At 33.8% G+C, this 16,223-nt stretch carries 12 protein-coding genes; 9 read left to right on the top strand and 3 right to left on the bottom strand.

The genetic code is table 11. The features are described 5' to 3' along the window. Positions 1 to 215: 215 nt before the first annotated feature. From B3C18_RS07665 to B3C18_RS07625, 9 genes are all read left to right on the top strand, one after another. Entirely contained in the window at positions 216 to 3,236 is a 3,021-nt protein-coding gene (locus B3C18_RS07665; RefSeq protein WP_291144854.1) for a SusC/RagA family TonB-linked outer membrane protein, read from the top strand. A gap of 4 nt (positions 3,237 to 3,240) precedes the next feature. Further along, positions 3,241 to 4,695: a RagB/SusD family nutrient uptake outer membrane protein gene (locus B3C18_RS07660; protein WP_291144851.1), complete on the top strand. Its 1,455-nt coding sequence runs from the start codon at positions 3,241 to 3,243 to the stop codon at positions 4,693 to 4,695. An 18-nt stretch (positions 4,696 to 4,713) separates the two neighbouring features. Beyond that, positions 4,714 to 5,613, top strand: a complete 900-nt coding sequence (locus B3C18_RS07655) for a LamG domain-containing protein (protein ID WP_291144848.1) — start codon at positions 4,714 to 4,716, stop codon at positions 5,611 to 5,613. Positions 5,614 to 5,682: 69 nt separating this feature from the next. Continuing rightward, positions 5,683 to 7,068, top strand: coding sequence for a glucoamylase family protein (locus B3C18_RS07650; RefSeq protein WP_291144845.1), 1,386 nt, complete (start codon positions 5,683 to 5,685; stop codon positions 7,066 to 7,068). 13 nt (positions 7,069 to 7,081) lie between these two features. After that, the gene (locus B3C18_RS07645; protein WP_291144842.1) at positions 7,082 to 7,795 is read left to right on the top strand and encodes a prolyl oligopeptidase family serine peptidase; all 714 of its coding nucleotides are present in this window, start codon (positions 7,082 to 7,084) and stop codon (positions 7,793 to 7,795) included. A 10-nt stretch (positions 7,796 to 7,805) separates the two neighbouring features. Next, positions 7,806 to 10,106 carry a beta-glucosidase BglX gene (gene bglX / locus B3C18_RS07640; protein ID WP_180857658.1) on the top strand — a complete coding sequence of 767 codons (2,301 nt, stop codon included), beginning with the start codon at positions 7,806 to 7,808 and terminating at the stop codon, positions 10,104 to 10,106. A 91-nt stretch (positions 10,107 to 10,197) separates the two neighbouring features. Continuing rightward, on the top strand, positions 10,198 to 10,983 hold the full coding sequence (locus B3C18_RS07635; protein ID WP_291144837.1) for a glycerophosphodiester phosphodiesterase family protein: 786 nt from the start codon (positions 10,198 to 10,200) through the stop codon (positions 10,981 to 10,983). 58 nt (positions 10,984 to 11,041) lie between these two features. Beyond that, positions 11,042 to 12,952: a discoidin domain-containing protein gene (locus B3C18_RS07630; protein ID WP_291144834.1), complete on the top strand. Its 1,911-nt coding sequence runs from the start codon at positions 11,042 to 11,044 to the stop codon at positions 12,950 to 12,952. A 169-nt stretch (positions 12,953 to 13,121) separates the two neighbouring features. After that, positions 13,122 to 14,516 carry a M20/M25/M40 family metallo-hydrolase gene (locus B3C18_RS07625; protein ID WP_291144831.1) on the top strand — a complete coding sequence of 465 codons (1,395 nt, stop codon included), beginning with the start codon at positions 13,122 to 13,124 and terminating at the stop codon, positions 14,514 to 14,516. Between the two features lie 74 nt (positions 14,517 to 14,590). Here B3C18_RS07625 and B3C18_RS07620 read toward each other — a convergent pair whose 3' ends face one another. The 3 genes from B3C18_RS07620 to B3C18_RS07610 form a co-directional block, all read right to left on the bottom strand. Further along, the gene (locus B3C18_RS07620; RefSeq protein WP_291144828.1) at positions 14,591 to 14,896 is read right to left on the bottom strand and encodes a hypothetical protein; all 306 of its coding nucleotides are present in this window, start codon (positions 14,894 to 14,896) and stop codon (positions 14,591 to 14,593) included. Positions 14,897 to 14,901: 5 nt separating this feature from the next. After that, positions 14,902 to 15,354, bottom strand: a complete 453-nt coding sequence (locus B3C18_RS07615; RefSeq protein WP_291144825.1) for a hypothetical protein — start codon at positions 15,352 to 15,354, stop codon at positions 14,902 to 14,904. Between the two features lie 88 nt (positions 15,355 to 15,442). After that, entirely contained in the window at positions 15,443 to 16,123 is a 681-nt protein-coding gene (locus tag B3C18_RS07610) for a YiiX family permuted papain-like enzyme (RefSeq protein ID WP_291144822.1), read from the bottom strand. Between the last annotated feature and the right edge of the window lie 100 nt (positions 16,124 to 16,223).

Below are 16,223 nucleotides of genomic sequence, written 5' to 3'. Positions count from 1 at the left end.
ATTTTTCTACATCAAAATTTACATAATTCCAATACATCATTACTACATCATAAGGTTATGTTAATGAAATTAATTTAACATTTATAGTGTTGATAATCATTAGTGTACGCTTATATTTTAACATAATGATGTAGCTATGCTGTAGTGGTATTTGATGTACTACAACGTTGTAATTGCTTAATTTGGCTCTACTAACTTAAACGATTACAAACTGTATGAAAAATTTTATTTTTAGCTTATTTGTGCTCTTATTGTTACCAGTCTATATGTCTGGACAAGCACAAGCAATTAAAGGGAAAGTAGTTGACAGCAGCGGAATGGGAATTCCCGGAGCAGTTATTGCTTCATCTGATGCCAGAGCAACTGCTGATGCAGATTTCGACGGAAACTTTACCATCAATGCAAAGCCTGGAGACATTTTAAAAGTCTCTATGTTAGGTTTTGATCCAGTTTCTGTACCGGCAACGACCGCACCAATGACAATTACTTTAAAGGAATCAAGTGATACTGCCTTAAAAGAAGTTGTTGTAATTGGGTACGGTACGAGAAAAAAAATTGATAACACAACTGCAATTTCTTCACTAAAAGGGGAAGAGGTAGCAAAAACAAAAGTTCTAAATGCATCTCAAGCTATTCAAGGAAAAGCGGCAGGTGTACAAGTAACTTCTTCTGATGTACCAGGGAGTACCCCTTCTGTAGTAATTAGAGGTTTGGGTACTGCTTTAGGGGGAAGATCGCCCTTATATATTGTAGATGGAATGGCAACAGAAAACATCAACAATATTAATACAAATGATATTACTTCGTATGACATTTTGAAAGACGCTTCTGCCTTAGCTATTTATGGTACTAGAGCAGCAAATGGAGTAATTATTATTACAACTAAAAAAGGTAAAGGGGATAAAGTTTCTGTTGAAATTGAAAGCTTTGGTGGTGTAAGAACGCCGCTTAAAAAAGTAAAAATGGCAGGAAGTAATAAATTCGCACACTACACTAATTCAGCATTACAATCTACTACATTTTCTCAGGATCAACCGGTTAATACAGATTGGTTTGATGAGATTACAAGAACAGGAAGTTATACTCAAAATAACATATCTGTTTCTGGTGCTACAGAAAACATTAAATACTTTTTCAGTTTAGGAAATTATGAAGAAAAAGGGATATTAAATGGTTTAGATTATGGGCGTACTACTTTTAGAAATAATAATGAATATAAAATTTCTAAGAAATTGACTTTAACTCAAAACTTTAGTTTAACATCGACTAAATCTGCTCCACAACCATTATCAGCTTTTACAAATGCTTACAAACAATCTCCTGTTGTTCCCGTATATTTTGCAGATGGTAAATATGGAGTTTCTCGTGTAGGTGATGATGGTTTTGCAAGTGAAACCGGAAACTCAATTAATAATGTTGGAAACCCAGTTGCTCAATTAGATTTCTTCGACGAACAACAACGCAGCATTACTTTACAAGGAGGCTTAAAATTAGATTATGAAATTTTAAAATCTTTAAAATTTACTTCTCAATTTAATGGTGAATATTATACTTGGAAACAATATAATTTCGAAGACACTAAGAATATCTGGTTAGCAGCAAATCCTAACAAAGTTTCAAGTGATTATGAAAAGGAGTTTCCAAATGCCAATATCAACTTATTAACAAAAGGAAGAGAGCAATATTATAACTGGAGTTTGTCTAACTACTTAACATATAATAAAGTATTTAATGAAATACACGATATTGAAGTTACTGCGGGTATTGAGACATATGTTAAAGGATCAAGAGAGAAGTTGACTATAAAAAGAAAAAATGTTAATGCAGATGCAAATTATTGGTCTTTAAAAGATGTTGAATACGCAACAAATGTAACAAGTTATAAAGATGAAGTTTTTAACGAAACTAAATTAGCATCTTACTTAGGTCGTTTCCAGTATAAATTATTAGACAGATATTTGTTAACAGGAACTGTTAGACGTGATGGATCTTCAAATTTTGCTAAAGACTACCGTTGGGGAACTTTTCCAGCTTTTGGAGCAGGATGGATTATTACCAAAGAAAGCTTTTTGGCCGATGTTAAAGGAATCGACTTGTTGAAATTAAGAGGAAGCTGGGGAAAATTAGGAAATCAAAATGTACCACTTAACAGCCAAGGTTATACTTCAGGACTTAATGCTTATTTAGGGGGTTCTATTCTTAATGAAGGAACAACTATTAATTCTCAAATTGATCCAAGTTTATCTTGGGAGGTTACAGAAGAAACTTCTGCAGGTTTAGATTTTGAATTTTTAAACAGCAGATTAAAAGGAACTTTTGATGTATATGACAAAAATACAAACAATGTAATTTTAAATACAAAACCATACATTACATCTGGAATTACTACTGCATCACCAGCACACGTAGGAGAAGTATCTAATAAAGGATATGAAATCTCTTTACGTTGGGATGATAAAATTGGTGAAAATTTCAGCTACTATGTTGGAGGGAACTTTTCTAACAATAAAAATGAACTTACAGGTTTAAAAAATGTTGTTTTGTCTCCAGTTATTGGTGGAGGATTAGGAAATGGACAGGATACAAAGTTACTTGATAACACTACTATCGGTCAGCCATTAGGTAGTTTCTATATTTATGAATACGCTGGTTTTGATCCTGCAAACGGAAATATGTTATACTACAACGCTGCGGGAGATAAAGTAACTCAAGATGCTTTGAGTGCTACAGCTGATAAAAAATATGTTGGTTCAAGTTTACCAAAATCTAATTACGGAGTTTCTTTAGGATTCAATTACAAAAACTTTGATTTTTCTGTTGATGGTTATGGTACTGCTGGAGCAAAAGTATATAACGGAAAAAAAGCACAGCGTTTTTATGGAGAAAACATAGAAAATTCTATCGCTACAGATTTTTGGACACCAAATAATGTAACTGCTTCAAATCCTGCACCATTTAATCAGGTACCCGTAGCTTCTACTTATTATTTAGAATCAGGCGATTTCTTTAGAATTAACAACATTACACTAGGATACAAATTACCATTGCAAGAAGGTAGTTTCATAAGTGCATGTAGAATTTATGTAAATGCGATTAATCCATTTATCACACAAAAATTCTCAGGATTCTCTCCAGAGTTAAACGGAGATGGGAATCCTTATGGAACTCAAGGTGTTGAGCTTGATGCTTACCCCACTTTAAGATCATTTGTACTTGGTGCTAATTTAAAATTTTAATATTATGAAAAAGATATATATAGTAACGTTTGTATTATCAGCGTTCTTTTTTACAGCATGTGCAGACGATTATTTAGATGTAGATCAAACAGAATCTATTTCGACAAGCGATGTAGAGTTATTTAATAACGATGCAGGGGCAGCTCAGTTCGTGACAGCAATTTATAACAAGTTTTTAAATTGGGATATGACTTCATTTGGTTGGATTGGGCTATCAAGTATTACATCTGATGATGCTGATAAAGGATCTTCTGCCGGAGACACAGGAACAGACAAAGATGTATTGGATGCTCTGACTTATAATGCATCTAATCCTTCTGCTGAAAGCACTTTTATTGCTAATTATGATGGAATAAACAAATGTAATCAGGCTTTAAACATACTTCCAAAATTAGATAAAGTAGATGCTAATTTAAGAAACAGATTAGCTGGTGAAGCTAAATTTTTAAGAGCTTTTATGTATTTTACTTTGGTAAAATGTTACGGTGGAGTGCCAATTGTAGATCATTTACCAGTTCCGGGTTCAGACTCAGACAGAATTATGCAGTTAACACGTAAAACATCTGCTGAAGTATATGCTTTTATTGAAGCTGATTTAAATGACGCTATTGCAGCATTACCTGAAAAAACTGCTTACGGAGCTAACGATAAATCAAGAGCTTCAAAAGGTGCGGCATATGCACTTTTAGCAAAAGTAAGTTTGTATCAAAAGAAATGGCAGCAAGTAATTGATAATACTAATAAAGTTACAGGTTATTCTATTGTAAGCGATTATGCTTCAATGTACAGAGCATCAGGGAAATTTGATTCAGAATCTATTTTCGAAATTTATGCACAAGGCGCGGTTCCTGCAAAAGGAATTGAAGGTTATTCTAACACGCAAGGTGCCCGTGGTACCGGCGGTTGGGGCTGGGGTTTTAATACACCATCTCAAAGTTTAGTAAACGCTTATGAAGCTGGTGACGTAAGAAAAGCAGCAACAATCATTTTTAGAGGATCAACTTTATATGATGGAAGAGTAATACCAACAACAGTTGAAAATGAAAGATACAACTACAAAGCATATTCATCAGCTTACACAGATGCATGGGAAACAGATGTTGATATTAAATACTTAAGATTTGCTGAAGTAATTTTAATGAAAGCAGAAGCATTAAATGAATTAGGACAAACTTCAGATGCTATTGCTTTATTAAATCAAATTAGAAAAAGAGCTGGTTTAGGAGATACTCCTGCAGTTTCTCAAGCAGATGTTAGAATTGCAATTTGGAAAGAAAGAAGAGTAGAAATGGCTTTTGAGCACGACAGATTTTTTGATTTAGTACGTACAGGTCAGGCTAAAGCTGCTTTTGCAGTAGACGGAAAAACTTTTACTGAAGGTAAAAACGAATTATTTCCTATTCCTGCATCGTTCATCAAACAAGCAGATGGTTTATCAGCTCAAAATCCTGGTTATTAATTCTTAAAGACATTAAAAATGAAAAAAAATAAATCTATTTTCATGCTTTCTTTTGTTTTAGTTTCAGCATTATTTGCTGGTTGCGAGGATAGTATTGATAAAGTAAACAGTCCAATTCCATATGAGTCAATTGGAGGATATGAGAATTCAGACGATGTTGCCGCTGCTCACTTAGTATCTAAATTTAGTTTTGATGGTAATATTGCCGATTCAAAAAATAGCATAACAGACGGATCAGCTACAAATGTAACCTATGAAACAGGTATAAAAGGAGAAGCATATAAAGGATCTCCAAGTTCTTTTATTTCTTATAATACGGTTGCAAATTCAGTTGTAAACCTGAAAAGTGTAACAGTTTCAATGTGGATTAAAACAGATCCACACACAGGTGGTGCACAGTCATTGTTTATGCTTCCTAAAAAAACAGATTTTTGGGGAAATATTTTTACCCTTATTGAAGGAACAGGACCAGCAACAACAATGTTGTTGAAAAATCATATTCAAAAAGATGTTACGCCAAGTATTCCTTGGGCAGGACAATTTATTGAGCATGGAGGAACAAATGTTTTAGCCAATATGTTTGGAGCATGGAAACATTTAGTTTGGACTTACAATGGAACAAGCTCTACATATAGTATTTATATCGATGGACAAAAGTTAAATATTCCTGCATCTATTGCAAAAAGATATGCAAGCGATCCTGCAACTGGAGGAGGTCCTTACGGAGAATTAGCAAACTCTGAAGTTTCTAAATTTATTATTGGAGGTTATCAGCAGCATTTAGGTGCTCCTTGGGGAGCGGCTGATGGATGGATGCTTCACTATACAGGTTTAATGGACGAATTCAGAATTTATGATGCAGCTCTTAACGACAATGAAGTCGTAGCTCTTTATAAATTAGAAAAAGACAAAAGATAAGCATTTTTTACACACCTGAAGGTTTATCCTTCAGGTGTATTTTAATTAGTTAATACATTATTTATCGACATGAAAATTTCAATATACATAGTTTCTCTTTTTAGTTTTTTCAACTCATGTTCATCATCAGGACCTGACGGAACAGGAGGAGGAACTCCTTTACCAACAACTCCAACTACACCAACAAAGCCTTTAACAGATACTGAAGCTATGGATCAGGTGCAGAAAGATGCAATAAAATATTTTTGGGAATACGCAGATTCTAATTCAAAACTTGCAAGAGAAAGATATCTTACTGAAGATCCTAATTTTGAGTCAAATATTGTAACTACAGGTGGTTCAGCTTTTGGTTTAATGAGCATTATTGTAGGCGTAGAAAGAGGTTTTTTACCAAGGGCAGAAGCTGTTTCTAGACTTACAACAGCCTTAACCTTTCTTGAAAAAGCAGATCGTTTTCATGGAGCATGGCCGCACTGGATGGACAATAAAGCAGGAAAAGTAATTCCGTTTGGAACAAAAGATAACGGAGGAGATTTAGTAGAAACTTCTTTTGTTTGCCAGGCATTAATTACAATCAGAGAATATTTTAAAAACGGAAGTACAGCTGAAAAAGAATTAGCGGCAAAAGCTGATGAACTTTGGAAAGGTGTAGAATGGGATTGGTACACACAAGGGCAAGATGCATTATACTGGCATTGGTCACCAAATTATGGCTGGGAAATGAACTTTAAATTAGAAGGGTATAACGAATGCTTAATTACCTACGTAATGGCAGCATCTTCACCAACGCATCCAATTTCTGCAGAAGCTTATCATAAAGCTTGGGCAAGAAATGGCGCTATAATAGATGGCAGATCTCAATACGGTATCCCGGTAGTTTTAAACTACAATGGAGCTTCTGGAAATGTTGGGCCAATGTTCTGGTCGCATTATTCTTATTTAGGTTTAGATCCAAATAACTTGAAAGACAAATATGCAGATTATTGGCAGTTAACTCAAAACCACGCTAAAATCATGGTTCAGTACAGCATTGCCAATCCAAAAGGTTTTAAAGATTATTCAGATAAATGCTGGGGATTGACAGCAAGTTATACCAGAAATCCTGATGGAACAACAGGCTATACAGCACACCAGCCAAATAATGATAATGGAGTAATTTCACCAACAGCAGCGTTATCATCATTTCCATACACACCAATAGAATCTATGAAGTTCCTGCATTATTTATATGATGAAAACAAAGCAAAATACGTTGGAATTGCAGGGCCTTATGATGCTTTTTCACCACAATACAATTGGGTAACCGCTCGATATTTAGCGATTGACCAAGGAACAATAGCACCAATGATTGAAAATTACAGAACTGGTTTATTGTGGAAATTATTTATGAATGCATCTGACACAAAACAAGGTCTAAAAAAACTTGGATTTACATCAGGAAAATACGGTATTTAAGAAATAATCTATTATGAAATACAAACTAGGTCTATTATTGCTGTTTATTTCTGCATTGGGTTTTGCACAAAGTGAAACCACCGGAAAAATAAAAACAGTTATTGTAACGAATAATGAATTAGGCTACCTATTACACAAACCAGCCAATACAAAAGATAAAAAGCCATTAATAGTTTTTATTTCAGGTGATGGAGAAAAAGGGACAGACATTGAAAAAGTAAAAATTCATGGACCTTTTAAATATCTAAAAACGCATCAGTTAGACGCTTATGTTTTAGCGCCGCAATGCAAAGAAGAAGAGAATTGGGATACAGAATCAATTTACGAACTGATTTTAAAAATTCAGAAGGAAAACAAAATTGATTCAGAACGAATATATGTTACTGGTTTGAGCTCAGGAGGTTGGGCATCGTGGAATTTGGCTTTTGCACATCCGGATCTATTTGCCGCAAACGTACCTGTCGCTGGCTTTGTAGATTTAATTCAGTTAGAAAAAACTTGTGAAATAGCCAATATTCCAACCAGAATTTTCCACGGATTATTAGATGATGTGGTAAAAGTAGATTATGCCATAAGCGTTTACAAAGAATTAAAAAAATGTAATGCAAAAGACGTTCAGTTAACTATTTTTGATGATGCTGGACACGACAGCTGGACACGAGTTTACGACAATCCCGAAATTTATGACTGGATGTTGAAACAGAAAAAATCGAATACGAACAAATAAATAAAATAGAATGAAAAACAAATTAGTCTTACTTTTTTTAGGATGTGCTGTTTTGGGTTACGCTCAAAAAAAGAGCACAAAAAGTACAGTGAAAATTAAACCTAAGTCAGAGTTTGTAGCAGAATTAATGTCAAAAATGACATTAGAAGAGAAATTAGGACAGTTAAATTTACCAACATCTGGTGATATTACAACAGGACAGGCAAACAGCTCAAATGTTGCAAAAAATATTGCAGAAGGAAAAGTGGGCGGTTTGTTCAATATAAAATCTGTACAAAAAATTAAAGAAGTACAAAAAATCGCCGTCGAACAAAGCCGTTTAAAAATTCCATTACTTTTTGGTATGGACGTTATTCACGGTTACGAAACAACATTCCCAATTCCGTTAGGATTATCTTGTACATGGGATATGGCTTTAATTGAAAGAAGCGCGCAGATTGCAGCAAAAGAAGCAAGTGCTGACGGAATCAACTGGACATTCTCACCAATGGTAGATATATCTCGTGACCCGCGCTGGGGAAGAGTTTCTGAAGGTTCAGGAGAAGATCCGTACTTAGGAAGCCAAATTGCAAAAGCAATGGTAAACGGATACCAACAGCACGATCTTTCTAAAAATAATTCCATTTTAGCATGTGTAAAACACTTTGCATTATATGGCGCGCCTGAAGCAGGTCGTGATTACAACACAGTTGACATGAGCCATATCAGAATGTTTAATGACTATTTCCCACCTTACAAAGCAGCAGTTGATGCTGGAGTAGGTTCAGTTATGGCTTCTTTCAACGAAATTGATGGAATTCCTGCTACAGGAAACAAATGGTTAATGACAGATGTTTTAAGAAAGCAATGGGGTTTTAAAGGTTTCGTAGTAACCGATTTTACAGGAATTCCTGAAATGATCGAACACGGAATGGGTAATCTTCAGGATGTTTCTGCTTTAGCATTAAACGCTGGTGTAGAAATGGATATGGTTGGAGAAGGTTTCTTAGGAACTTTGAAAAAATCATTAGACGAAAAAAGAGTTTCAATCGAAACAATTGACAATGCCGTTAGACTTATTTTAGAAGCAAAATATGACTTAGGATTATTCCAAGACCCATATAAATATTGCGATGAAAAAAGAGCTAAAACGGAGATTTTCACAACAGACAGCAGAAAAGAAGCGCGCCAAATCGCTGCACAATCTTTGGTTTTATTAAAAAATCAAAATCAATTACTGCCTCTTAAAAAATCAGGAACAATTGGTTTAATCGGGCCTTTGGCAGATGCTAAAGAAAATATGCCGGGAACATGGAGTGTGGCTACAAGAATGGAAAATGCTGTTTCATTATTGGCAGGAATTAAAGAAGTTGCAGGACCATCAACAAAAGTTTTATATGCTAAAGGAAGTAATTTAGATTACGACGAAGAGTTTGAAACTAAAGCAACAATGTTTGGAAAAACATTACACCGTGATGCACGTTCAAAAGAAGAATTATTAGCTGAAGCTGTAAAAGTAGCACAGCAATCTGATGTAATTATTGCTGCAATTGGAGAATCTGCTGAAATGAGCGGAGAATCAAGCAGCCGTACGAATTTAGAAATTCCACAAGCACAAAAAGACTTATTAAACGCGTTATTAAAAACTGGAAAACCAGTTGTTGTAGTTTTATTTGACGGACGTCCGTTAGTAATTACTGACGAAGAAAAAACAGTTCCGGCAATTTTAAATGCTTGGTTTGCTGGTACAGAAGCAGGTTACGCAATTGCTGACGTTTTATTTGGAGATGTAAATCCTTCTGGAAAATTGACAACAACTTTCCCAAGAAGCGTTGGTCAATTACCAATTTACTACGCACACAAAAATACAGGAAGACCACTTTCTAACACAGAAGGTAAATTCGAAAAATTCAGATCAAACTATATTGACGAAAGAAACGAACCATTATTTCCATTCGGATTTGGTTTAAGTTATACGACTTTTGATTATTCAAACCTGAAAATTTCTTCTGATAAAATGAATTTCAGCGGAAAATTAAAAGTAACGGTTGACGTAGCCAATACTGGAAATTTTGACGGAAAAGAAACAGTTCAATTATACATTAGAGATTTAGTTGGTTCAGTAACAAGACCAGTTAGAGAATTAAAAGGTTTCCAAAAAATAGCACTTAAAAAAGGTGAAAAACAAACAGTAAGTTTTGACATTACTGTTGAAGATTTAAAATTTTATAATTCTGATTTGCAATTCGCAGCAGAACCTGGACAGTTTGATATTTTCGTTGGAGGAAATTCAACTGCCGACAAGAAAGTTAGTTTTGAGTTAACTAAATAGTTGGTTTATTGATTAGTAAGGCCCTCCGTTTGGTTGACGGAGGGCTTTTTTTATAAAAGAACATTTTTTAAAATACTATAAACTTAAAATAATGGATACTATTAAAACCTTTAAAATACCACTTTTTTTAGTAATTGCGATTGTTTTTCAATCTTGTTGTATTAAAGAAAATGCAATCGTAGCACATCGCGGCGCGTGGAAAAAGAATAATCTTCCCGAAAATTCTATCGCATCTTTAAGACATGCCATTGACTTGAAATTGCCCGGATCTGAATTTGACGTGTGGAGAACCGCAGATGATTCGCTTGTAATCAATCACGATGCACATTACAACAAATTGCTTATCGAACAAACCAATTACGCTGACTTAATAAAATTTAAGCTTTCTAACGGAGAAAAACTTCCAACATTACACGAATACATTTCAGAAGGAAAAAAGAATAACAAACAAACTCTTTTAGTCTGCGAAATAAAACCTTCGGAAATAAGTAAAGAAAGAGGACAAAAAACAGCGTTAATGTCTGTTGAAACCATCAAAAAACTAAAAGCAGATAAAAACACCTGCTACATAAGTTTTGACTATGAAATTCTAAAACAAATTAGACAAGTTGACCAGAAAACGGTTTTACAATATTTAGAAGGAAATAAATCTCCAAAAGAAGTAAAAGCAGATAATATTAATGGAGTTGATTATCATTATTCAGTTTTTAAAAAACATCCTGAATGGGTGAAAGAAGCAAAAGAAAATAAGATAATTCTAAACGCCTGGACAGTTAACGAAGCGGCTGATATGGATTGGATTATAACCAATAAGTTCAATTACATTACCACAAACGAACCTGAACTTTTAAGCGAAAGATTAAAAGAGAAAAAATAGATTTTCATCATCATTTTACTAAAAGATTGAATTCTATATAAACTTAAAAAGAATACAAATGAAAAAGATATTGATATTGCTTTTAGCTACCTGTACAACAAGTATTTGGTCACAAAAAGCGAATATTCCCGGAAAAACAGATTGGTTTGACCCAAATAAACCAGCAACAACTTATTGTAATCCAATCAATATTGGGTACAATTTTACCACTCACAATCATAACGGAATTCCTGAATCGCGCCGTTCCAGTGCCGATCCGGTAATTATTACCTATAAAGGCGAATATTATTTATTTGCGACCAATCAGGCAGGTTTCTTTTGGAGTAAAGACATGTCAGACTGGAATTTCGTTTACGGAAGTTTTCAAAGAAAACCCGGCGACGACGACCAATGCGCACCTGCGGCGTGGGTTGTAAACGATACTTTATTTTATGTGGGTTCAACATGGAATAGAGATCATCCAATTTGGAAAACGGCCGACCCAAAATCGGGAAGATGGACACGTCACGTAGACAAAGCAATGCTGCCAACTTGGGATCCTGCTATTTTTCAGGATGATGATAAAAAAGTGTATATGTATTACGGTTCAAGCGGAAAACTGCCGCTTGTAGGTACAGAAGTTGATTATAATACATGGCTTCCAAAAGGAAACCAAGCTGATTATGCACAATTGTACAAAGCAACAGAAGTAGAAGATATTCAGCGTCCGTATGGACAGATAAAAGAAGTTGCTATTTTAGATCCTTCTGCGCACGGCTGGGAGCGTTTTGGTCCAAATAATGACATGGAGCCGGCACCTTGGGGAAATTTCATTGAAGGAGCGTGGATGACCAAACACAACGGAAAATATTATATGCAGTATGGCGCGCCTGCGACGGAATTTAAAGGATATGCAAACGGAGTTCATGTTGGAGATAATCCGCTTGGGCCATTTACGTATCAAAAACACAATCCTATGTCTTATAAACCGGGCGGATTTGTAATTGGTGCAGGACACGGAAATACTTTTGCAGATAACTACGGAAATTACTGGAACACAGGAACATGTAAGATTTCTATAAAAGATCGTTTTGAGCGTCGTATCGATATGTTTCCGGCAGGATTTGATAAAGATGATGTCATGTATTCGATAACTTCTTACGGAGATTTTCCAATTGTTCTTCCTACAGGTAATCGTGATCAGACAAAAGGCGCTTCATCTGGATGGATGCTGCTTTCGTATAAAAAGCCTGTAACCGTTTCTTCTTCTGAAGAATGTTTGGAAGTTGAAACACACAGAATGGATAACGGCGAAAAAAAAGTCTACGAGAAATTTTGTTATGGTCCTGAAAATTTAACCGATGAAAATATCCAAACGTATTGGTCTGCAAAAACCAATAATCCAGACGAATGGCTTCAAATGGATTTAGGCCGTCAAATGGAAATTAAGGCGCTGCAGATCAATTATGCAGATCATAAAGCAACACAGTATAACAAAGCAATGGACATTTATTACCAGTATAAAATATTTATGTCTGATGATGCACAAAACTGGACTTTGGTTGTAGATAAATCTAAAAACGATAAAGATGCACCGCATGATTATGTTGAATTAACAAAATCATTTAAAGCGCGTTACATTAAAATGGTCAATATTCACAATGCCTCTGGATTGTTTGCGATTTCAGATTTCAGGGTTTTTGGAAATGGATTATCAGAAAAACCAAAAGCGGTTACGGCATTTAAAGTAGACAGAAATAAACTGGATTCAAGAAACGCTATGATTTCCTGGAAAAAGCAAAATGATGCTGTAGGATATAATATTTATTACGGAATTGCTCCGGATAAATTATACAACAGTATTATGGTTTATGGAGATAACGTGTACGATTTTAGAGGTTTAGACAAAGGAACAAAATATTATTTTACAATTGAGCCATTTAATGAAAACGGAATTGGCACAAAAAATAAGATTATCGAAATAAAGTAACATTATTTTAAAGAAAATAAGAAAAACTCTAATTATGAACAAAAAAGGTTTATAATTAGAGTTTTTTTTTGAGAAAAGGCTACGAAAAAACTCTGACAGTTCTACAGAATTTTGTTTCTTTGTAAGAGAAGCCAAAAAAGCAATATAACCCCAAAATGTTATTACAATTATGAAAAAAACGATTCTTTTAACTGCTTTAGTTTTAAATGGATTGACCGCATCTTTTGCTCAGTCAAATGATGAAAAAAACATTAAATTATTTTATAAAAAAGCTTTAACCGAAGCTAAATGTTATTCTTGGTTAGAATATCTTTCAAATGATATTGGAAGCCGTTTATCAGGATCTAAAGGTGCTGCAGAAGCTGTCGAGTATACAAAAAGACAATTAGAAGGTCTGGGACTTGATAAAGTTTACCTGCAGGAAGTTATGGTTCCTCACTGGGTTCGCGGTGAAAAAGAAACTGCTTTTATCTTAGATGGAAAAGTAAAAACTGCTGTGCCAATTTGTGCTTTAGGCGGATCTGTTGCGACTGCAAAAACAGGACTTACAGCAGAAATCATAGAAGTACAAGGAATTAAAGAACTGAACGAACTTGGAGCTGATAAAGTAAAAGGAAAAATTGTTTTTTATAACAGACCAATGAATCCTGAAAATATCGAAACATTTACGTCTTACGGAGCTTGTGTAGACCAAAGATTTACTGGTGCAAAAGAAGCAGCAAAATTAGGAGCTGTAGGAACAATTGTTCGTTCAATGAATTTACGTTTAGACGATTTCCCTCATACAGGAGCTCAGAGTTATGGTGATTTGCCAAAAGAGCAATATATTCCAACTGCAGCAATTAGTACAAATGGAGCTGAATTATTAAGTAAAACTTTAAAAGTAAATCCAGCTATAAAATTCTATTTCAAACAATCGTGTGAAACTTTACCAGATGTATTGTCTCATAACGTAGTTGGAGAATTAACAGGAACTGTAAACCCATCTAACATTATGGTTGTGGGCGGACACTTAGATTCTTGGGATTTAGCCGATGGTTCTCATGATGATGGAGCAGGAGTAGTACAAAGCATGGAAGTAATAAGAATTCTTAAAAATTTAAATTACAAGCCTAAAAATACAATTCGTGTAGTTTTATTTATGAACGAAGAAAATGGCGGAAAAGGCGGTGTGAAATATGAAGAAGTTTCTAAACAGAAAAACGAAAACCATATTTTTGCTTTAGAAAGTGATTCAGGCGGATTTTCTCCAAGAGGATTTTCTATTGAAGCAGATGATGCTAATTTGAAAAAAATACAAGGGTTTAAAGACTTTTTCGAACCTTATTTAGTTCATAGTTTTACAATTGGACATGCAGGTTCAGATATTAATCATTTAACGTCTAAAGCAATTGTAAAAGCAGGTTTAAAACCAGATTCACAACGTTATTTTGATTATCACCATGCAGCAAACGATAAATTTGATGCCATCAATAAAAGAGAATTAGAACTTGGTGCAGCAACAATGACTTCGTTAATCTACTTAATAGATCAAAACGGAATCGTTCTTCCATCTGCAAACTAAGATTTTTAAAATCGATATATCTAAAAGCTGCGAGTATAAACTCGCAGCTTTTTTATTGGATGAAATTCTAAAATTTAATTTTTCATTACTAATAAATAATAGAAAAACGTAATTGGAATATTAGAAAGCAGAATTAAAATTTTAACCGCAATATCCCTTCTTTGTTCAGAAAGATGAATAAACCGGTCTGTTAAATGAACGAACATTATCAAATTTACGATTATTGCCGAAAAAGCAAACGGCCACGCAATGACAAGAATATTTGGACTTTGATTTGTGACAATATAAAGTATAAATAGTATTGTAATGATAATAAAAGATCCAATTGCTAATTCAGTAGATTGTTTTTCTTCAAATGATTTATGGTTGATTGTTTTCATAAGTTTTAAATTTTAAAAGTTTGTTGAATAGATACTATAGGCATTAAAAGCAATTTTGAAAAATCAAGATAATAGAACGAATGTGCTTGTTTTCCTCTTTTAAATTGCTGCATGAAATATTTTATTTTCTTAGGATAAAATAATGTCCCAGTTAAAATAACCATATACAAATACAAGCTTTTTTTTCCGTTTCCAAGAAGATAATACTGCATTCCAATTTCTTCATAAACAGAAATTCCGGTATTCGTTAAAACATGAATAATATCATGATCTTCCAGTTTTTCCTGAATATCAAAATGATTCTTGAAGAGAAAATTTCCTAAACCATAACCCAAACTTTCTTTTGGGAAATGGATTAATTCCGTTTTATTGATTTCCCACGGTTCATTCTTCTTAAAATACTTTTGATACGGCTTTTTAGTGGTTTCGTATAATTTTTCAATTAAATAATCTCTCATGTTTTGGTTGGTTAAAAGTTCTTTGAATTTCAAAGTAAATAATCAAATAAAAAAGCTGATTGGTTTTAAAATTAGCTTTTATCAAATTTTAATAATTATCAATTATAGTTTTAAGCAAATTCGAATCGTCCAGGTCTGAAGGGGCAACCACTTTTTCCTCTAACGGAATTTCATTCCCATATCTTTCTTTTAATATTTTTTGAACTCTTGGATCTTCTAAATTAAAACTCTTTAATTCTCTTAGTTTTGAAAGCTCGATTCCTGCAGCATTTTTATAAATTTTCCAAACCAATTCAGAACAATAAATTCTAGTATCCGTCCATTCAAAATAAGCGTCATATTCTTTTCCATCAAACTGCTGGCTATACTCTTTCATTTTTTGAAGAACAGCCGGAGTCAAAACTTTATCAGCATTTTTTAATCGCTTTACAACATATTTATTGTCTTTTCCGTGCTGAATCCATTCATCAAAAGGAGTAAGTTTTACAGGCTGAACAGCTTCAAAAACAAACCAATTTCCGTTTATATCATAAATAATTCCGCAATGAGAAAATTTAGAATTGGTTGCAATTCGTACCGCTTCGCATTGAGGCGATTGTGAAGTTTGAAATATAATATCTCCATCCTGAATTTTACTCGATTCAGTTTTCGTTTCCGTCTTTGTTTTCGAAAACGGATTATTTGGAAAAACTTTCATTGCTACAAACAACGCCAAGCCAAAACTTAATGCGAATGTGATGATAAGGAAAATATATTTTTGTTTTTTCATGATATGTTCAAATAGAAAATAAAGTACTTTGAAATACAAAGTAAATAATAAAAAAAATAGTTACCAAATAAATGATAACTATTTTTAAAATATATTTTTG

It is taken from the genome of Flavobacterium sp. UBA7680, from assembly GCF_002482975.1.
In the GTDB taxonomy this organism is placed as follows: domain Bacteria; phylum Bacteroidota; class Bacteroidia; order Flavobacteriales; family Flavobacteriaceae; genus Flavobacterium.
The sequence above is the reverse complement of the archived record's forward strand: the minus strand, read 5'-3'. Positions and strand labels throughout refer to the sequence as shown.